Origin of the sequence: Comamonas flocculans, assembly GCF_007954405.1 — a bacterium.
GTDB classification, from domain to species: domain Bacteria; phylum Pseudomonadota; class Gammaproteobacteria; order Burkholderiales; family Burkholderiaceae_C; genus Comamonas_C; species Comamonas_C flocculans.
This window is the reverse complement of sequence record NZ_CP042344.1, coordinates 1,470,151-1,489,206: the sequence shown is the minus strand read 5'-3', so window position 1 is coordinate 1,489,206 and position 19,056 is coordinate 1,470,151. Positions and strand designations below refer to the sequence as shown.

Here is a 19,056-nt window from a genome sequence, read left to right as displayed (position 1 = left end):
GCGAGTATTTGCAACGAAGAGTGGTGGTGTTTTGGCGTGCAGGGCGGGCATGGGGGATTGCCTCTCAAGCTCTCAGACCGGCATCGGCAGGCGCTGGCCGCTGTTGCTCAGCAGTGCGGCCAGTTCGCGCACGCTGTCTTCCAGGGTCTTGCGCAGCGGCCGCCAGGCCAGCCAGCTCAGGTGCGCCTGCAGGGTCGAGGGGCAGTCGTTCTGCGCGGCCGCCACCAGCGTGAGCATGCGCACCTCGTCGGTGGTCAGCGCGTGCTGCCCCGGCGGGTTGACGGTGAGGCAGCGGCGCTGCGCCACCGCCAGTGCGCACAGGAAGGTGCAAAAGGCGGTGAAAACCTCGCGCCCCTGCGCGCCGCAGCCGCAGCGAAACTGCTGCGCGATCAGCGGACAGTCGATGCCATGCACCATGGTCTGGCGCCAGGCGTTGACCAGCATCTGCGCGCAATCGTTGTACCTTGCCTCGTCTTCGTGCCTGGGCGTGGCCTGCATGGTGGTTACCTCGTGGAACTCGCGTAGGGCGTCAATATATATGAGAATCATTCTCATTTCAACAGGGGTTTACCGGCCCTCTTTGCCCGTCGGCGGGTCGCCTGGGCGTCCACGTCGATTGGCAAGCAGGGGTTTGATTTCGATAATCCGGCGATGACCACGCCCCCTGCATTCCCCCCTTGCGTCCCGCTGATCCGCCGCTATCAGGACTGGCTGCGCCGCAGCCGCGGCCTCGAATTCGCCGACTACCACGCGCTGTGGCAGTGGTCGGTCACCGAGCTCGATGCCTTCTGGCAGAGCATCTGGGACTGGGCCGATCTGCAATCCCCCACCCCGCACCGGGCGGCGCTGGGCAGGAACGTGATGCCCGGCGCAGAGTGGTTTCCCGGCGCGCAGGTGAACTACGCGCAGCAGGTGCTGCGCCACACCGATGCCGCCCATGCCGCCGGGCAGCCCGCCCTGATCGCCGAGGACGAGCGCGGCCGCGTGCGCGAACTCTCCTGGCCCGAATTGCGCCGCCAGGTGGCGGCGCTGGCGCTGCACCTGCAGGAGGTTGGCGTGCAGCCCGGCGACCGCATCGCCGCCTATCTGCCCAACATTCCCGAGACCATGGTCGCCTTCCTCGCCTGCGCCAGCATCGGCGCAGTCTGGAGCGTGTGCGCGCCCGACATGGGCAGCCATGCGGTGCTCGACCGCTTGCGCCAGATCGAGCCCAAGGTGCTGATCGCCGTCGACGGCGTCACCTGGGCGGGCCGCGCACTGGAGCGCAGCGACACCGTCGCTCAACTGCGCGCCGAGCTGCCCAGCGTGCAGCACGTGCTGGCGGTGCGCCATCTGCAAGATACTGAAACCATAGCTGACAGCGCAGACTGGGCCAGCGTTACAGCCCGAAATGATGCACAAACCGCGGCGTTCACCCCGCTGTGGCTGGACTTTGATCATCCGCTGTGGATCGTCTATTCCAGCGGCACCACCGGCCTGCCCAAGCCCATCGTGCATTCGCATGGCGGCATCCTCGTCGTGTCCATGACCACCGGCCTGCACAGCGACGTCGGCTGCAGCTACGCGCCGAACAATTTCGGCGAGCGCTTCTGCTGGTATTCCTCCACCGGCTGGATCATGTGGAACATCCAGGTCGGCGGCCTGCTCACCGGCACCACCTGCGTGATCTTCGACGGCAGCCCCGGCGGCCCCAGGGATGCGCCCGACTGGGGCACGCTCTGGCGCTTCGCCGCGCGCCACGGCGTCACCTTCCTCGGTTCGGGCGCGGCCTTCTACGCGGGCTGCGTCAAGGCGGGCGTCGATCTGGCGCAGTGCGGCGACCTGTCGCGCATCCGCGCCATCGGCACCACCGGCTCGCCGCTTTCGCCCGAGGTGCAGCAATGGGGCACGGAGCAGTTCCGGCGCATCGCCAGGACGCCCGCGCAGCAGGACATCTGGTGGTTCAACGTCTCGGGCGGCACCGACTTCGCCGGCGGCTTCATCGCCGGCACGCCCGAATTGCCGCAGCGCCCCGGCGTGATGCAGTGCCGCATGCTCGGCGCCGCGGTCGAGGCCTGGGACGATGCCGGCCGCCCGGTCAAGGGCCAGGTGGGCGAGCTGGTCTGCACCCAGCCGATTCCCTCGATGCCGCTCACCTTCTGGAACGACCCGGGCAAGGCCCGCTACCTGGCAAGCTACTTCGAGATGTACCCGCCGGGGCATGGGCGCAAACCCGGCGGCGGCGACCTCGGCCCCGAGGCCGGCAGCGTCTGGCGTCATGGCGACTGGCTGCGCGTGGGCGACGAGCACGGCGAGGGCGAATGGTGCGTGATCTACGGGCGCTCGGACGCCACCATCAACCGCCAGGGCTTGCGCATGGGCACGAGCGAGGTCTACAGCGCCGTCGAGGCCCTGCCCGAGGTGCTCGACTCCATGGTGGTGGACCTGGAATACCTGGGCCGCGAGAGCTGGATGCCGCTGTTCGTCGTGCTGCGCCCCGGCCACGCGCTGGACGAGGCTTTGACGGCGCGCATCAACGACGCCATCCGCCGCTCGCTGAGCCCGCGTTTCGTGCCCAACGAGATCTTTCAGGTGCCGGAAATCCCGCGCACGCTGTCGGGCAAGAAGCAGGAGCTGCCGATCAAGAAGCTGCTGCTGGGCCAGACGATCGAGAAGGTGGTGAACCGCGAGGCCATGGCCAACCCGGGCTCGCTCGCGTGGTTCGTGGAGTTTGCGGCGCGGCGCGCGTCCGTTTGATAACGTTTGACGTTAATACTGCGGCCCGTTAATATCGGTGCCAATGATCCTCGATTTCCGCTGTTCGGACACGAAAGCGCTCTTCGAGCAAAAAAGGGTGGCGCGTTTCGTCGCCATTGAAGCGGTGGCGCTGCGGCGCCTGGCGCAACTGCACGCGGCGACATCGCTGGACTTCTTGCGCGTGCCGCCAGGCAATCGGCTGGAGGCGCTGCGCGGCGACCGCAAAGGCCAATACAGCATCCGCATCAACAGCCAGTGGCGCTTGTGCTTCCTCTGGTCGGACGGGCACGCTAGCCAGGTCGAGATCGTCGGCTACCACTGAAAGGATTTGGTATGACCACGCATCCCCAATGGCCCCATCCGGGCGAGATCCTGCAGGAAGACTTTCTCGTCCCCATGGGCATCAGCCAGTACCGCATCGCCAAGGCGATTGGCGTGCCTGCGCGTCGCATCAACGAAATCGTCAAGGGGCAGCGCGGCATCACCGCCGATACCGCGCTGCGCCTGGCGGCGTTTTTCGGCACCGAGGCGCAGAGCTGGCTCAACTTGCAGAGCGAGTACGACCTGCGCCGGGCACGCCAGTCGATGCGCGAGGCGCTGGCCGCAATAGAGCGCTATTCGACACAAAGCGCCTGATCAGAGCCAGGTGCCCGAACCCTGCGGCATCTGGATCTGCAGTGCCGGGTCGCCCCCCGTCACCGTCGCGCCGATCAGCATGCTCAAGAGCGAGACGAAGAGGCTGGCGAACAGCGCCGTCCAGAAGCCCGAGAGCCGAAATCCCTTGACCAGCGCCGACACCAGCAGGATGACCAGCGCATTGATCACCAGCAGAAACAGGCCGAAGGTGATGAGGGTCAGCGGCAGCGTGAGCACGATGAGCAGCGGGCGCACGATGGCGTTGGCAAACCCGAGCAGCAGCGCGGAGACGAGCAGCGCGCCGGCGCTGTCGAACTTCACGCCCTTGAAGATGTAGCTTGCCACCCAGAGCGCCAGCGCTGTGATCGCCCATTGGGTGAGAAAAGGCGTGAGGTTCGTGAACATGCCCGCCATGATATCGGCCCGCTGCCGGCGCGCTCAAGCGCTTTTGGCAGCGCGCGCCCGGGCGCTGCGCAGCCACAGCAGCACACCCGCCAGCAGCAGGTAGGCCAGGCTCCACAGAACGCTGGCGGCCAGCAGCGGCGCGGGGCCCTGGCCCCCGATGCGCAGCAGCGCCGCCAGTCCCAGCAGCAGCGCGCCCAGGTAGGCCCAGCGCAGGTGCAAGGTGTTGCCGGTGACGCGGAACATGCGCGTGCGCAGCATCACCGTATGGGTCAGCGTGCCCAGCGCCCCGGCGGTGATCGCGTGCAGCGCGGTGGTGGCCGGGCGCTGCGCCAGCAAGGCGGCGCCGGTCAGCAGCCAGCCGGCAATCAGCCAGAGGTAGCCCGCCAGCAGCGCCAGCAGGTCGGGCTGGTCGTGGCACAGCCAGGCGTGCCAGCGCAGCACGCGCACCAGCGCCAGCGCGGCGGCGGCGAGCAGCAGCGCACCCGCCAGGCGCATGCCCCAGGCGATGCCGCCAGCCGCCAGCAGCACGGCGGCGCCCAGCAGGCACAGCACGGCCAGCTCCAGCGCCGGCTGCACCACGTGCACCAGCGGCGCGCGCCGGGTGCGCACGTGGCCGGCCACCGCCGGAGCCAGAATGCGCCCGCCCATGAAGAACATCAGTGTGCTCAGCAGCAGCACCGCCACCAGCACCGCGCTGTGGCGCCCGCCCGCCTGGCCCGCCAGGTGAAAGGCCAGCAGTGCGAGCGCCAGTGCGCCGATGACCAGCGCCACCGAGCGGTTGCTCCACTTGCTGGCCCTGAGGTAGGTGGGCGCCACCAGCAGCGCCAGCCCGGCAACGAACAAGCCGTTCAGGCCGAAGGCCACGCGGCTGGCCGGGGCCAGCACGAAGGCCAGGCGCGCCAGCGCCCAGGCCAGCAGCAGCAGGGCGCTGCGCCCCATGGTGCCGGGCTTGAGCGTGTAGCCCGCCACCACCGCCAGCGCGAAGCCGAAGAGCATCTCGTGCGCATGCCCCAGCCCGGTGCGCAGCGCCGCCGGAGCGGGCAGCAGACCGATCTGGCCCAGCACCGACCAGGGCAGCACGATGGCGCCGTACAGCGCCGCCAGCGGGAACCAGTAGCTGCCCGGAAAGTGCCAGGCGCTCCTGGCGCCTCGGGTGCTTCGGGCTGCGGGCGGCGCTGCGGCCATGGCCTGGGCGCGCCAGCGCCTACTGCTGGCCCAGGGGCTTGACCTTGCCGCAGTCGGCCGACAGCCACTTGCCCTGCTGGCTGAAGTCCATCTGCTCGGGCTGCCCGTCGGCGGTGGTGCGCATCTTGTACTGGCCGCGGTAGGCGGTGGGGCTGTCCAGGTTCACCGTGCCTTCGCCCGAGCTCGGGCCGCTGCCGTCCGAGCCGGTGCACTGAAAGCTCATCTGCAGCGTCTTGGGGCCGCTGCGCCTGACCTTGTGCGTGCAGTCGTCGCTGGACTTGATCTGGTCCAGATCCACGTCCTTTTGCGTCATGCAGATCTTGACCGTGTGGTTCATCGCGTTGCCGCCCGCGCCCATGCCGTTGGCGCGCATCATCTGCTCCATCTGGCGGCGCTGCTCGGGCGGCATCTTGGCCAGTTCCGCCTGCATCTGCGCCATCGCGGCTTCCAGGCGGCCGCTGCTGGTCTTCATGCTGCCCTGCACCTCCCACAGGCCGGGCTTGAGCTTGATGTCCTGGGCAAGGGCGAGGCTGCTGCCCAGCGCAAGCAGCAGCAGTGTCAAAAGGGCTCGCATGGCGGTCATGGGGTACTCCTGAGGGTGGTGCGGGCGCGCCGCGGTTCGGCACAGCGGGGCATTCTGGCGCAAGAGTAGCGCCGGGGGCAAAACCGCACGGCCTGCGGGCGTGGCCGGCCCGCACGTACGGTCTTGCGCGGCTGCATACACTGGGGGCCTGGACAGCGGCGGGGAAGCACAGGCATGGCGGGTTTCGACTTTGATCTTTTCGTGGTGGGCGGCGGCTCGGGCGGGGTGCGCGCCGCGCGCTTTGCCGGGCAGCGCGGGGTGCGCGTGGCGCTGGCGGAATCGGGGCGCATGGGCGGCACCTGCGTGAACGTGGGCTGCATTCCCAAGAAGCTCTACAGCTACGCGGCCGAATACGCCGAAGGCTTTGCCGATGCGCGCGGCTACGGCTGGAGCCTGCCGGGCGAGCCGGTGCTGGACTGGGAGCTGCTCAAGGCCAACCGCGCCCGCTCCATAGGCCAGCTCAACGCCATCTACGAAAACCTGATGACCAGCGCCGGGGTCGAGCGCATGCAGGGCCATGCACGGCTGGTGGATGCGCACACCGTGCAGGTGCAGCATGCCGACGGGCGCGTCACGCACCACAGCGCCGCCACCATCGTGCTGGCCACGGGCGGCGCGCCCTGGGTGCCCGAGCTGCCCGGGCGCGAGCTGGTCATCACCTCGGACGACATCTTCGACCTGCCGCGCTTTCCGCGCCGCCTGGCGGTGGTCGGCGGCGGTTACATCGCCAGCGAGTTCGCCAGCATCTTCCGCGGCATGGGCAGCGAGGTGGTGCAGTTGTACCGCGGCGAGCAGATCCTGCGCGGCTTCGACGACGAGGTGCGCAACTTTGCCGCGCAGGAGATGGGCAAGGCCGGCGTGGACATCCGCTGCCATGCCGACGTGGTGCGCGTCGAAGCCGCGGGCGAAGGCCGGCGCCTGATCCTCAAGGACGGCAGCGCGCTGGAGGCGGACGTGGTGCTCTACGCGACCGGGCGGCGCGCCGCGACGGCGGACCTGGGCCTGGAGGTGGCGGGCGTGCGCCTGGCCGACAACGGCGCGATCGAGGCCGATGCGCGGTTTGCCACCAGCGTGCCCGGCATCTATGCGGTGGGCGACGTGGTCGGGCGCAAGGAGCTCACGCCCGTGGCCCTGGCCGAGGCGATGGCGCTGGTGGACCAGCTCTTCGGCCCGGCGCCGGGCAAGGCGGCGCGCACGATGGACTACGACAACATCGCCACCGCCATCTTCACCCACCCGCCGATAGGCACGGTGGGACTGAGCGAGGCGCAGGCGCGCGAGCGCTGCGCCAAAGTGCGCATCTACCGCAGCGACTTCCGGCCGCTGCAGCACAGCCTGTCGGGGCGCAGCGAGCGCACGCTGGTCAAGCTCGTCGTCGACGACGCCAGCGATCGCGTGCTCGGCGCGCACATCGTCGGCGCCGACGCGGGCGAGATCATCCAGGGCTTTGCGGTGGCGCTGCAGTGCGGCGCGACCAAGGCGCAGTTCGATGCGACCATAGGCATACACCCGACCAGCGCGGAAGAGTTCGTCACCCTGCGCGAGCTGACGCGCACCTGAGCGCGCTTTCTGCCCGAGGAGCCCCGAACGTGACCCCGACCCTGCTTGACCACCTCGTCGTCACCTGCCACTCGCTCGACGCGGGCGCGGCCTGCGTCGCCCGGCTGCTGGGCGTGGCGCCGCTCGCCGGCGGCGAGCACCCGCGCATGGCCACGCACAACCGCCTGCTGCGCCTGGGCGAGAGCAGCTATCTGGAGGTGATCGCGCCCAACCCGGCGGCGCCGCCCCCCGGCCGCGCGCGCTGGTTCGGGCTCGATGCCTTGCCGCCCGGGGCACCGCCGGCGCTGCGCACCTGGGTGGCGCGCAGCAGCGCGATCGACGGCGCCCTGGCGGCGGCCTCGGAGCCGCTGGGCGCGGCCGAACCCATGAGCCGCGGTGCGCTGAACTGGCTGATCAGCCTTGGCGTCGACGGCGCCATGGTGCTGGACGGGGCGGCGCCGGCGCTCATCGAATGGCAGTGCGCCGAGCACCCCGCGGCCCGCATGCCCGACATGGGCCTGGCGCTGGAGCAACTGGAGATCTTCCATCCCGAGCCCGATCGCGTGTCGCGCCTGCTGACCTCGCTCGCGCTGCAGGCGCCAGTGCGGGTGCGCGCGGGCGAGGCGGCGCGGCTGGTCGCGCACATCCGCACGCCGCAGGGGCTGCGCCTGCTGTCTTCGTCCTGACGGGCAGGCCTGCGGTGCAGATGCAGCTTGGGGTCCAGCCGATGGTTTTTGAGTGCTTTCGGGCTGTAACGCCCTGTGGCCGGGCGCTGACAGCTATATTGTTTGTAGTCAACAAGTCTTGCCGGGGCATGCTGTGACTGGACGCAGGGCGCCGGGCGGGGCCGGCAACCAGGCAAAGGAGTGAAGCGAGATGGCGCGGGATTTCAAGGAAGGTGCAGGCGCGCCGGCGCAGGCGGTCAGCGCCATCGTCGGCACGGGGCCGGGCAATGGCGCGGCGCTGGCGCGGCGCTTTGGCGCGCAGGGCGCACCGGTGGCGCTGCTCGCGCGCAGCAGCGGCTTTTCGGCGGCGCTGGCGCAGGAGCTGCCATCGGCGCGCGCCTATGCGGTGGACGCCGGCCAGCCCGAGCCGCTGCAGACCGCGCTGGCGCAGGTGGCGGCCCGGCAGGGGCCGGTGGGCACGCTCATCTACAACGCCGGCTCGGGCGCCTGGGGCAGCGTCGAAGAGGTGACGGCGTCCGACCTGGAGCAGTGCTGGCGCGTGAACACCCTGGGCCTGTTTGCCGCCGTCCAGGCGCTGCTGCCGGGCATGAAGCGGCTCGGCGGGGGCAACATCATCGTCATCGGCGCCACCGCCTCGCGCCGCGGCGGCGCGGGCGCGGCGGCCTTCGCCCAGGCCAAGGCGGCGCAGCGCACGCTGGCCGAATCCATGGCGCGCCAGCTCTGGCCGCAGGGCATCCACGTGGCGCTGATCGTGATCGACGGCATCGTCGACCTGCCGCGTTCGCGCCAGCGTTTTGCGGACAAGCCCGACGACTTCTTCGTGCAGCCCGCGGCCGTGGCCGAATCCGCCTGGTGGCTGGCGCAGCAGCCGCGCTCGGCCTGGTCCTTCGAGATCGAGGCGCGCCCCTTTGGCGAGAAATGGTGAGCGGCCCCGGCGGCACAGCGCGTACCGCACAGCTTGACGGAACGAAGCCATGGCGCTGGTCGTGATTTCGGTGATGGGCCTGGCCTGGCTCTACGTGGTGCTGCGCGGCGTGCGCCTGCTGCCCCTGGGCAAGGGCGGCAAGCTGGCCTTGTCGCTCGCCCTGCTGCCGCTGGCCGAGTACTACCTGCTGGTGATGCTGGTGGGCGGCAACCTGGCCGACGTCGAGGCGCCGCGCCCGCTGCTGGTGGCGCTGGGCTGGGCCTTTGGCAGCTTCCTGCTGCTGGCGCTGCTGCTGCTCGCGCGCGACCTGCTCGCCGCCGTGTTCGGCGTGCTCTCGCGTTCGCTGGCGCGCGCGCTGTGGCGCAGCGGCGCACTGACGCAGGCCCTCGTCGCATCGGCCCTGCTGCTGGGCGCCTGGGGCAGCTGGCAGGGCCTGAAGCTGCCCGAGATCAAGCGCGTGGACATCACGGTGCCGGGCTTGGGCGCGGCCTTCGACGGCTACCGCATCGCCCAGCTGTCCGACCTGCACGCCACGCGCCTGCTGCCCGCCGACTGGCAGCGCGCGGTGGTGCAAAAGACCAATGCGCTGCGGGCCGACCTGATCGTGATCACCGGCGACCTGCAGGACGGCGCCCCTGCCGCGCGCGCGGCCGACGTCGCGCCGTTTGCCGGACTGCACGCGCCGGACGGCGTGCTGGCCGTGCCGGGCAACCACGAGTACTACGTGGACTATGCCGGCTGGATGGCGGCCTTCAAGGCGCTGGGCCTGAACATGCTGGAAAACCGCCATGTGGTGCTGGAGCGCGCCGGCGCGCAGCTGGTGGTGGCGGGTCTGACCGACCCGCAGGCCGCGGCCTTCGGCCAGGCGCCGCCCGATTTGTCCGCCGCCCTCGCCGGCGCGCCCCGGGGCGCGCCCGTGCTGGTGCTGGCCCACCGCCCGGGCGGCGCGCCCGAGCATGCGCGCGCCGGCGCCAGCCTGCAGCTGTCGGGGCACACGCACGGCGGACAGATCTTGGGTGTCAACCTGCTCACCCGGTGGGCCAACCGGGGCTTTCTCGCCGGGCTCTACCAGGTGGGGCGCATGCCGCTGTACGTGAGCCGCGGCACCGGCCTGTGGCACGGGCTGGTGCTGCGCCTGGGCGCTCCCTCGGAGATCACCGAGGTGGTGCTGCACGCACCCCGATAGGGCCACCGCGGCGGCGTCAGCGCGCCTGCGCCAGCCGCTGGCCCCAGCGCGTGGCGGGCCGCGTAGCAAAGGCCAGCGCCATCATGATGGCCAGCACCACAACGCCGCGCAGCACCAGGATGATCCAGATGTTGGCGCCCAGCGCGGCAATCAGGAGCGTGTCTTCCAGCACCGCGTGGAACAGCGACAGCCAGCACAGCGCCAGCAGCAGCGTGCGGCGGTCGTAGTTCTCGCGCTCGCTCGCTTCGATGATCAGCGCCCCGCCATAGGCCAGGCCCATCAGCATGCCTATGGTGGTGAGCGGCGCGGCCGCCTCGCTCAGGCCGGTCAGGCGCAGCACCGGCGCGAGCCGGCGCGTGAGCCAGCGCGTGAAGCCCAGGCGTTCGAGCAGGTCGAGCAGCACCACCAGCGCGCAGATGATGAGCCAGATCAGCAGCAGCGAGCGCACCGTGCCCACCAGCCAGGGCCAGAGCGCCGGCGGCCCGGCCGGGGCGCCGGCGCCGCTGCCCGACAGCCAGCCGAGCGCGACCGGCTCCTGCAGCCAGCCGCCCAGGTGGCAGGCCCAGGCCACCGCCGCGCCATAGGCCGCGCCGACCACGAGGCGCAGGCTGCCGGTGAACAGCGCGCTGGCGCCGGCGCGGCGCACCACCGCCTGCTCGGTGGGCAGGTTGTGCGCGAACAGCATCATCGCGCCCAGGGCGCTCATCTGCGCCACGGTGAGCTGCATCTCGCCCGACAGCGCCGCCACCACCGCGATGCCGCCGTAGATGTTGGTGATCACCGTCGTGGCCCAGACGATGCCCGCCTGCGCCGGCAGGCCCAGCCAGGCCATGGCGGGCGACAGCGCTTCGCCCGCCAGGCGCACCAGCCCCAGGCGCTCGGCCACATAGACCAGCACCATCACCGGCACCATGATGCGCGCCACCGTGAGGAACATGTGCGTGGCGCGGCGGCCGAGGTCGTGGAGGTAGCGCAGCATGGTGCGGTGGCGGGCAGGTCGTGGCAAGGCCGGCGATTGTCGGCGATGCACCGCGCGCAGGCGCAGGCGGGGGTGCTACATCTTGCCCGGCAGCGCGGTGGCCAGGCCCGGGAAGTACCAGAGGATGACCAGCATCAGCACCATCAGGCAGAAGTAGGGCAGGCAGGCGCGCGCGATCCAGGTCACCTGCTTGCCCGTCATGCCCTGCAGCACGAAGAGGTTGAAGCCCACGGGCGGCGTGATCTGCGCCGACTCCACGGTAATCACCAGGAAGATGCCGAACCACAGCGGATCGATGCCCGCCGCCTGGATGATGGGCAGCACCACCCCCATGGTCAGCACGATGGTGGAGATGCCGTCCAGAAAGCAGCCGAGCACGATGTAGAACACGCCCAGCGCCACGACCAGCATGGCGGGCGAAAGCTGCAGGCTGCCGACGAACTCGGCCAGCTGGCGCGGCAGACCCATGTAGCCCATGGCCAGCGTGAGAAAGGCCGCGCCCGCCAGGATCAGCGCGATCATGCAGTACAGGCGCGTGGCGCCCATGAGCGCATCGCGGAAGTTCTGCCAGGTGAGCGACCTCTGCCAGGCCGAGAGGATCAGCGCGCCCAGCACGCCGATGGCGGCCGCTTCGGTGGCCGTGGCCACGCCGGTGTACATGGAGGCAATCACCGCCACGATGAGCAGCACCACCGGGATCAGGTGGCGTGCCTCGGCGAGCTTTTGCATGAAGCTCAGTTCATCGTCCGCCTTGGGCACCTGATCCGGGTGGCGCAGCGCCCAGAGCATGATCCAGCCGCTGAACAATGCCGCCAGCAGCAGGCCGGGCAGCACGCCTGCCATGAACAGCTTGGCGATCGACAGCTCGGCCGACACGCCGTAGATGATGAGGATGATGGACGGCGGTATCAGCAAGCCCAGCGTGGCCGGCCCGCCCAGCGTGCCTATCACCTGGCGCTCGGGGTAGCCGCGGCGCAGCAGCTCGGGCAGATTCATCTTGCCCACGGTGACGCAGGTGGCGGCCGAGGAACCCGAGACGGCGGCAAAGATGGTGCAGCCCGCCACGTTGGCGTGCAGCAGCCGCCCCGGCAGCTTGTTTACCCAGGGCGCAAGGCCGCGGAACATGTTGGCCGAGAGGTTGGTGCGGTAGAGGATCTCGCCCATCCAGACGAACAGCGGCAGCGCGGTCAGCGTCCAGCTGCTGGTCGAACCCCAGATGGTGATGGCCATGGCGTCGCCCGCCGCGCGCGCGGTGAACATCGCCATGCCGAACCAGGCCACGCCGGCCAGCGTCAGGCCGACCCAGACGCCCCCGGCCAGCATCGCGAAGAGCACCACGAGCAGCGTGGCGCTGGCGGCGATCTCACTCATGGTGTGCGTCCTCCTGGCTGGGTGGCAGGCGCCGGCCCAGCAGCTCCAGCACCAGTTCGTCGCAGAAGGCGATGAAGAAGACGATGGTGCCCAGCGCCATCGGAATCTGCGGTATCCACATGGGCGTGGCGTCGATGCCGACCGAGATGTCGTTGATCTCCCAGGACTGCCAGACCAGCGACACCGAATACCAGGCGAGAAAACCCGCCAGCAGCGTGGCCAGGCCCAGCGCCAGCAGCTCCAGCGCCTTGTGCGCGCCGCCCCGGAGCGCGGACAGCAGCAGCGTCACGCGGATGTGTTCGCCGTGCTTGAGCGTGGAGGCGAGCGCCAGAAAGCCCGCGCCCGCCGTGGCATAGCCCGCATAGGCGTCGCTGCCGGTGGCGGAAAAGCCGAAGAAGCGGCTGGCGATGGTGAGCAGCACCATCAGGAACACGCCCACCATGAAGGCGCCCGCCAGCCAGGCGCTGGCGGTGTACAGGCCGTTGAGCCAGCTGCGCATCGGGGTCTCCCAGGCTGGGCCCGCGCGGGGGCGGGCCCCGGCGGTTTACTTGCTCTTGTTGAAGGCTTCGATCAGCGCCTGGCCGTCGGCGCCGGCCTTCTCCAGCCATTCCTTGATGACCACGTCGCCCACCTTGGACAGGTCGCCCATGAGCTGGGCCGAGGGTTCGATGATCTGCATGCCGCCCTTCTGCAGGGTTTCGAGCGAGCGCTCATCCACCTCACGCGAGGACTTCCAGCCGCGCTCCTCGGCAGCGGCGGCGGCCTTGCGCACGGCATCCTGCTCGGCCTTGGACAGGGCGTTGAAGGCCTTCTTGTTCACGGTGACCGCGTTCTTCGGGATCCAGGCCTGCACCTTGTAGAAGTACTTCAGGTTCTCGTAGAGCTTGTTGTCCGCGCCGGTGGCGCTGGAGGTGATCAAGGCCTCGATCACGCCGGTGGCCAGCGCCTGCGACAGCTCGGCCTCCTGGATGGTCACGGGCTGGGCGCCCACCAGCTCGCCGATGCGCGCGGTGGTGGGCGAATACACGCGCCACTTCAGGCCCTTGAGGTCGGCGGCGGAGTTGATCTGCTTGTTGCTGTAGATGCTCTGCGGCGGCCAGGCCACCGAGTACAGCAGCGTCTGGCCCTGCTTGTCCAGAATGCTTTCCAGGTAGGGCTTTTGCGCCTGGTAGAGCTTGAACGCCTCGTCGTAGTCCTTGACCAGGAAGGGCAGGCCGTCGGCGCCGAAGATCTGCGCCTCGTTCTGGAAGCTCACCAGGAAGAATTCGCCCATCTGCGCATTGCCGGTCTGCACCGCGCGCTTGATCTCGGGCATCTTGAACAGCGAGGCGCCAAAGTGCGGCTGGATCTTGAGCGCGCCATTGGTGGCCTTGGCCACCTCGTCCACGAAGGCCTGGTTGTTCTTGGAGTGGAAGTTGATCGCCGGGTAGGCCGTGGCGAAATCCCACTTGGTTTCGGCCAGCGCCGGGGCGGTGAGCCCCAGGCCGGTACTGGCCAGGGCGGCGGTGGCACAAAAGTCGCGACGTTTCATAGCGTTCTCCATGGCGAGACGGGCGGTACGGAAAGCGGGACGGGCCCGCCGGGCGGTGCGCTGCGCGCGGGCAGCGGCAGAAGGCAAAGATAGCGGGGTGGGGCGGCCCGGTCTATTAGGGTTTTCAACAATACGATCATCGTGTTGATGATGTAAGTTTGAATTGTTCAACGATTCAGGAGCTCACCCCTTGGCCCCCGGGCTCTCGACCCGCTCAGCGCACCTCGCGTGCGTACACCGCCAGCACCATGCGCTCGGACTGCACCAGGTAGGCCTCCAGTTCGCGTGCGGCGGCGCTGGTCTGGCCCTGCATGAACAGCTGCAGCAGCTGCGCATTGTGGTCCACGAAGGGCGCGTGCAGGTATTCCGGGTCGTCCAGCAGCCCGAAGGCCAGGCGCAGCTCGGCCGCGATGTCGGCGAACATGGCCGACAGGCGCTCGCTGTCGCTCAGCGCCACGATGCCCGCGTGAAACGCCATGTTGGCCGAGCCCACCTTGCGCCAGTCGCCGGCGGCGCGCGCGGCGTCGGCGTCTTCCACCGCCTGCTTCAGGCGCTTGTGCGCTGGGTGCAGCGGCCAGGCCTTCTCCAGCGCCTGGCATTCGATGAGCCGGCGCACGCGGTAGATGTCGATGATGTCGGCGATCGAGGGCACGACCACCGACACGCCCCGGTTGGGCTCGTGCAGCAGCAGGCCCTCCTTGATCAGGCTGCGAAACACCTCGCGCAGCGTGTTGCGCGAGATCTGCAGCTGCTCGCTCAGCGCCGCCTCGGACAGGCGCTGGCCGGCGCGCAGCTCGCCCTCGATGAGCTGGCGGCGAATGGTCTCGGCCACGTGGTCGGCCAGGTTGGCGGGCGGGTTGTGGCTGGTGAAGCGGCGGCTGGGCATGGGGCGCGTCCTGCGGTGGCGGGAAATTGTTGAACAATCCAGACGCATTTTGTATCAGGAGCAAGCACACCATGGACATCAACAGCGATTTGGGCGAAAGCTACGGCGCCTGGCGCATGGGCGACGACGCGGCCATGCTCTCCATCGTCACCAGCGCCAACGTGGCCTGCGGCTTTCATGCGGGTGACCCGGCGGGCATCTTGCGCACGCTGCGCGCCGCGGCCAGGCAGGGCGTGGTGGTGGGCGCGCACGTGGCCTACCCCGATCTGGTGGGTTTTGGCCGGCGCAACATGGACCCCACGAGCGAGGAGCTGGTGGCCGACGTGATCTACCAGATCGGCGCGCTGCAGGGCCTGGCCGCCGCGGCAGGCACGCGCGTGGCCTACGTCAAGCCGCACGGCGCGCTGTACAACACCATCGCCCACGATGCGCGCCAGGGCGACGACGTGATCGCGGCGCTGCTGGCCGTCGACCCCGCGCTCACCCTGCTGGCGCTGGCCGGCTCGCCGCTCATCGCCCGTGCCCGGGAGCGTGGCCTCACCGTCGTGGCCGAGGCCTTTGCCGACCGCGCCTACAACCAGGACGGCACGCTGGTGTCGCGCCGCCTGCCGGGCGCGGTGCTGCACGACGCCGAGCAGGTGGCCGAGCGCATGCTCCACTGGGCGCAGACGGGCGAGATCACCGCCATCACCGGCGAGCGCATCCGCCTGCAGGCCGACTCCATCTGCGTGCATGGCGACAGCCCCGGCGCGGTGCAGATGGCGCAGCGCATCCGCGCGCGGCTGGACGCCGCCGGCATCGCCCTCGCGCCCTTTGCCGCACCATGATGCGCATCCTGCCGGCCGGTGACGGCGCGCTGCTGCTGGAGCTGCCCGACCTGGCGCAGACCCTGGCGCTGTACCGTGCGCTGCAGGCCACCCCGGTGGACGGCGTGCGCGAGCTGGTACCGGCCGCCCGCACCCTGCTGCTGCATTACCGGCGCGAGCGCACCACGGCGCAGACCCTGGCCCGCGCGGTACGGACGGTGGCCGCCACCCTGGAAGACCAGGCGCAGCCGGCGCCGCCACCGGACCGGCGCGTGCAGATCGCGGTGCACTACGACGGCGAGGACCTGGCCGAACTGGCCGAGCACCTGGGCCTGACGGCGCGCGAACTGGTGCAGCGCCACTGCGCCCAGCCCTGGCAGGCGGCGTTTGCCGGCTTTGCGCCGGGCTTCGTCTATCTGACGGGCGGTGACGACTGCTTTGCCCGCGTGCCCCGGCGCAAGACGCCGCGCACCCGTGTGCCCGCGGGCTCGGTCGCGCTGGCCGGGGGCTTCAGCGCCGTCTACCCCAAGGCCAGCCCCGGCGGCTGGCAGTTGATAGGGCGCACCGAGGCCGTGATGTGGGACACCGCGCGCCCCGAGCCCGCGCTGGTGCAGCCGGGCTTCGAGGTGTGCTTCGTCGAGGCCGGGCGGGTCGGCGTGGCGCTGGGCGGCCCCTCACCCCGGCCCTCTCCCCAGAGGGGCGAGGGAGCACCCCGCGCCACCGCTACCGGGGTCTCTCTCCCTCTCCCTTTGGGAGAGGGCAGGGGTGAGGGCTTGCCTGAAGAACACAAGCCAAATCCGAAGCAAACCATTGCCAGACAAGCGCTGACAGCTATTGAAATAGTGAATACCGGCCTGCAAACCCTGATGCAGGACCAGGGTCGCCACGGCCTGGCCGGGCTGGGCATTTCCGCCTCCGGCGCGCTCGACCTTGCGGCCATGCGCCAGGCCAACCAGCTGGTCGGCAACCCGCCGGATGCGCCGGTGCTCGAACACCTGCTGGGCGGCCTGCAACTGCGCGCCCACGGCCGCGTCACGCTGGCCCTGGCGGGGGCCGACATGCCGCTCACCCTGCAAGCGCTTGACGGCCGCCGCTGGCCATTGGCCAACCATGCGGCGCTGGCGCTGGACGATGGCGACGTGCTCACCGTTGCCGCCCCGCGCGCAGGGGTGCGCGGCTATCTGGCGGTGCGTGGCGGCTGGCAGATGGCCCCCGAACTGGGCAGCTGCGCGCGCGACACGCTGGCCGAAATCGGCCCCGCCGCGCTGCAGCCCGGCCAGCGGCTGGCGGTGGGCCGTGCGATCGCGGCGCAGCGCCTGAGCGCCTGTGCGCCAGCGCAGGCACCGCGCACCGAATTGCCCCGCCCCGGCGACGAGGTGGTGCTGAACGTGCTGCTCGGCCCGCGCACCGACTGGTTCACGCCCGAGGCCGTCGCGCTGCTGCAGGCCCAGGCCTGGCGCGTCACCCCGCAGTCCAACCGCGTGGGCATGCGCCTCATGGGCGCCGAGCCGCTCACGCGCAGCCGCCACGACGAGCTGCCCAGCGAGGGCACGGCCGTCGGCGCCATCCAGGTGCCGGCCAGCGGCCAGCCGGTGCTCTTCCTGGCAGACCATCCGCTGACCGGCGGCTACCCGGTCATCGCCGTCGTCGCCAGCCACCACCTGGGCCTGGCGGCGCAGATTCCGGTGGGCTGCAGCCTGCGCTTTCGCGCCATCGCGCCGTTTGAGGAGATTCACGAATGATCCGCAAAGTATTGATCGCCAATCGCGGGGAGATCGCGGTGCGTGTCGCCCGCGCCTGCCGCGATTACGGCGTGCGCTCGGTCGCCGTCTATGCCGACCCCGACGCCGACGCGCTGCACGTGCGCGCGGCCGATGAGGCCTGGGCGCTGGAAGGCACGCGCCCGGCCGAAACCTACCTCGACATCGCCAAGCTGCTCGCCGTGGCGCGCAAGAGCGGTGCCGACGCGGTGCACCCCGGCTATGGCTTTCTGTCCGAGCGCGCGGAATTCGCCCAGGCAGTCATCGACGCCGGCCTCACCTGGATAGGCCCGCCGCCCGCCGCGATGGCGCAGCTGGGCGACAAGGTGGCCGCGCGCAAGGTGGCGCTGCAGGTCGGTGCGCCGCTGGTCGCGGGCACGGCGGAGCCGGTGCAAAGCGCCGACGAGGTGCTGGACTTTGCGCGCACGCACGGCCTGCCGATCGCCATCAAGGCGGCGTTTGGCGGCGGCGGGCGCGGGCTCAAGGTGACCTGGCATATGGACGAGGTGGCCGAGCTCTACGCCTCCGCGGTGCGCGAGGCGACGGCCGCGTTTGGTCGGGGCGAATGCTTCGTCGAGCAGTTCCTGGACCAGCCGCGCCACATCGAGGCCCAGGTCATCGCCGACCGCCATGGCCACGTCCTCGTCGTCGGCACGCGCGACTGCTCGCTGCAGCGGCGCAACCAGAAGCTGGTCGAAGAAGCGCCCGCGCCCTTTCTCACGGACGAGCAGAGCGCATCCGTCTGCCGCGCCGCGCGCGACATCTGCGCCGCCGTCGGCTACGAGAGCGCGGGCACGGTGGAATTCCTGCTCGGCCAGAGCGGCCAGATTTCCTTTCTTGAAGTGAACACCCGTCTGCAGGTGGAGCATCCGGTGACCGAGGAAACCACCGGCATCGACCTGGTGCTGGAGCAACTGCGCGTGGCCGACGGCCTGCCGCTGTCCTTTGGCGCCACCCCGCCGGTGCGCGGGCATGCCATCGAGTTTCGCCTGAACGCCGAAGACCCGGGGCGCGGTTACCTGCCCACGCCCGGGCGCATCACGCGCTTCGATGTGCCCGGCGGCCCCGGCGTGCGCCTGGACAGCGGCGTCGCCGCGGGCTCGCTGGTGCCCGGCAGCTTCGATTCGCTCATGGGCAAGCTCATCGTCAGCGGCAGCACACGCGCGCAGGCGCTCGCCCGTGCGCGCCGTGCGCTGGCCGAGCTGCGCATCGAGGGCGTGGCCTCGGTGCTGGCGTTTCACCGCGCTGTCGTCGATGACCCGGCCTTCACCGCCGAGCAGGGTTTCGGCGTGCATACGCGCTGGATCGAGACCGGGATGCAGGCAGAGTTTGAGCCCGCCGCGCGCCCCGGCCCCGAAGACAGCGCGCCGCTCACCCGCACCTGGATGGAGATCGAGGGCAAGCGCCTGCGCCTGGGCCTGCCCGCTGGCCTCGCGCTGCAGGCCGCCGGCGAGCCCTCCGCCGCAGCGCAGGACGAGCGGCCGCAGCAGCCCGGCGATGTGCCCGCGCCGCTGACCGGCAACCTGGTGCGCTGGCACCAGCAGGAGGGCGCCCCCGTCGGCGCCGGCGAAATCATTGCCACGCTGGAGGCAATGAAGATGGAGACGGCTGTCGCTGCGCCCCGGGCGGGCACGCTGCATTGCCTGGCCGACGCCGGTGCATTGGTGCAGGTGGGCGACGTGATGGCGCGCATCGTTTGAAAGATCGCCGCGGTGGCTGCGGCTGTGTGCCGCCCCGCACGGTTTGAAATATCAGGATAAAAAGTGGCGCAAACGCTTGCTGGACAATCGCTGACAGCTACTTTTTTGGTAATGCAAGCGCCGCCGCCCTGTCCCTTGCCTG

At 70.3% G+C, this 19,056-nt stretch carries 19 protein-coding genes; 10 read left to right on the top strand and 9 right to left on the bottom strand.

Annotated elements, in window-relative coordinates:
• Positions 1–72: 72 nt before the first annotated feature.
• On the bottom strand, positions 73–498 hold the full coding sequence (locus FOZ74_RS07230) for a hypothetical protein (RefSeq protein ID WP_146912427.1): 426 nt from the start codon (positions 496–498) through the stop codon (positions 73–75).
• A gap of 153 nt (positions 499–651) precedes the next feature.
• Here FOZ74_RS07230 and FOZ74_RS07225 point away from each other — a divergent pair, with 153 nt between their 5' ends.
• Genes FOZ74_RS07225 through FOZ74_RS07215 form a run of 3 tightly spaced genes read left to right on the top strand, consistent with a single transcriptional unit; the run spans position 652 to position 3,372 of the window.
• A complete protein-coding gene (locus FOZ74_RS07225) occupies positions 652–2,736 on the top strand; it encodes an acetoacetate--CoA ligase (RefSeq protein WP_146912426.1) in 2,085 nt (694 codons plus the stop codon).
• 43 nt (positions 2,737–2,779) lie between these two features.
• A complete protein-coding gene (locus FOZ74_RS07220) occupies positions 2,780–3,058 on the top strand; it encodes a type II toxin-antitoxin system RelE/ParE family toxin (protein ID WP_146912425.1) in 279 nt (92 codons plus the stop codon).
• Positions 3,059–3,069: 11 nt separating this feature from the next.
• Positions 3,070–3,372, top strand: coding sequence for a HigA family addiction module antitoxin (locus tag FOZ74_RS07215; protein ID WP_146912424.1), 303 nt, complete (start codon positions 3,070–3,072; stop codon positions 3,370–3,372).
• Here FOZ74_RS07215 and FOZ74_RS07210 read toward each other — a convergent pair whose 3' ends face one another.
• The 3 genes from FOZ74_RS07210 to FOZ74_RS07200 are packed head-to-tail and all read right to left on the bottom strand — an operon-like array spanning position 3,373 to position 5,545.
• Positions 3,373–3,777, bottom strand: coding sequence for a phage holin family protein (locus FOZ74_RS07210; RefSeq protein ID WP_146912423.1), 405 nt, complete (start codon positions 3,775–3,777; stop codon positions 3,373–3,375).
• Positions 3,778–3,810: 33 nt separating this feature from the next.
• Complete coding sequence (locus FOZ74_RS07205; protein ID WP_146912422.1) at positions 3,811–4,962, bottom strand: NnrS family protein; 1,152 nt, start codon at positions 4,960–4,962, stop codon at positions 3,811–3,813.
• 19 nt (positions 4,963–4,981) lie between these two features.
• Entirely contained in the window at positions 4,982–5,545 is a 564-nt protein-coding gene (locus FOZ74_RS07200; RefSeq protein ID WP_146912421.1) for a DUF3617 domain-containing protein, read from the bottom strand.
• Between the two features lie 174 nt (positions 5,546–5,719).
• Between FOZ74_RS07200 and gorA the strand changes: the two genes are divergently transcribed.
• From gorA to FOZ74_RS07180, 4 genes are all read left to right on the top strand, one after another.
• Positions 5,720–7,105, top strand: a complete 1,386-nt coding sequence (gene gorA, locus FOZ74_RS07195) for a glutathione-disulfide reductase (RefSeq protein ID WP_146912420.1) — start codon at positions 5,720–5,722, stop codon at positions 7,103–7,105.
• 29 nt (positions 7,106–7,134) lie between these two features.
• Entirely contained in the window at positions 7,135–7,770 is a 636-nt protein-coding gene (locus FOZ74_RS07190; protein ID WP_146912419.1) for a VOC family protein, read from the top strand.
• A gap of 190 nt (positions 7,771–7,960) precedes the next feature.
• The gene (locus FOZ74_RS07185) at positions 7,961–8,695 is read left to right on the top strand and encodes an SDR family NAD(P)-dependent oxidoreductase (protein ID WP_146912418.1); all 735 of its coding nucleotides are present in this window, start codon (positions 7,961–7,963) and stop codon (positions 8,693–8,695) included.
• A 49-nt stretch (positions 8,696–8,744) separates the two neighbouring features.
• Entirely contained in the window at positions 8,745–9,881 is a 1,137-nt protein-coding gene (locus tag FOZ74_RS07180) for a metallophosphoesterase (RefSeq protein WP_146912417.1), read from the top strand.
• 16 nt (positions 9,882–9,897) lie between these two features.
• On the opposite strand, the gene FOZ74_RS07175 is transcribed toward FOZ74_RS07180, so the two are convergent.
• The 5 genes from FOZ74_RS07175 to FOZ74_RS07155 form a co-directional block, all read right to left on the bottom strand.
• Positions 9,898–10,860, bottom strand: coding sequence for a hypothetical protein (locus FOZ74_RS07175; protein ID WP_146912416.1), 963 nt, complete (start codon positions 10,858–10,860; stop codon positions 9,898–9,900).
• A 75-nt stretch (positions 10,861–10,935) separates the two neighbouring features.
• The gene (locus FOZ74_RS07170; protein WP_146912415.1) at positions 10,936–12,231 is read right to left on the bottom strand and encodes a TRAP transporter large permease; all 1,296 of its coding nucleotides are present in this window, start codon (positions 12,229–12,231) and stop codon (positions 10,936–10,938) included.
• Positions 12,224–12,730, bottom strand: coding sequence for a TRAP transporter small permease (locus FOZ74_RS07165; protein WP_146912414.1), 507 nt, complete (start codon positions 12,728–12,730; stop codon positions 12,224–12,226). The genes FOZ74_RS07170 and FOZ74_RS07165 overlap by 8 nt, the downstream gene beginning before the upstream one ends.
• A gap of 45 nt (positions 12,731–12,775) precedes the next feature.
• Complete coding sequence (locus FOZ74_RS07160) at positions 12,776–13,762, bottom strand: TRAP transporter substrate-binding protein (RefSeq protein WP_146912413.1); 987 nt, start codon at positions 13,760–13,762, stop codon at positions 12,776–12,778.
• Positions 13,763–13,976: 214 nt separating this feature from the next.
• The gene (locus FOZ74_RS07155) at positions 13,977–14,648 is read right to left on the bottom strand and encodes a GntR family transcriptional regulator (RefSeq protein ID WP_146912412.1); all 672 of its coding nucleotides are present in this window, start codon (positions 14,646–14,648) and stop codon (positions 13,977–13,979) included.
• Between the two features lie 71 nt (positions 14,649–14,719).
• Here FOZ74_RS07155 and FOZ74_RS07150 point away from each other — a divergent pair, with 71 nt between their 5' ends.
• The 3 genes from FOZ74_RS07150 to FOZ74_RS07140 are packed head-to-tail and all read left to right on the top strand — an operon-like array spanning position 14,720 to position 18,914.
• The gene (locus FOZ74_RS07150; RefSeq protein ID WP_146912411.1) at positions 14,720–15,475 is read left to right on the top strand and encodes a LamB/YcsF family protein; all 756 of its coding nucleotides are present in this window, start codon (positions 14,720–14,722) and stop codon (positions 15,473–15,475) included.
• Complete coding sequence (locus tag FOZ74_RS07145; RefSeq protein WP_146914118.1) at positions 15,475–17,196, top strand: 5-oxoprolinase subunit B/C family protein; 1,722 nt, start codon at positions 15,475–15,477, stop codon at positions 17,194–17,196. The genes FOZ74_RS07150 and FOZ74_RS07145 overlap by 1 nt, the downstream gene beginning before the upstream one ends.
• Positions 17,196–18,914 (top strand): acetyl/propionyl/methylcrotonyl-CoA carboxylase subunit alpha, encoded by a 1,719-nt coding sequence (locus FOZ74_RS07140; RefSeq protein ID WP_146914117.1) that lies wholly within the window; start codon positions 17,196–17,198, stop codon positions 18,912–18,914. The genes FOZ74_RS07145 and FOZ74_RS07140 overlap by 1 nt, the downstream gene beginning before the upstream one ends.
• Positions 18,915–19,056 lie beyond the last annotated feature (142 nt).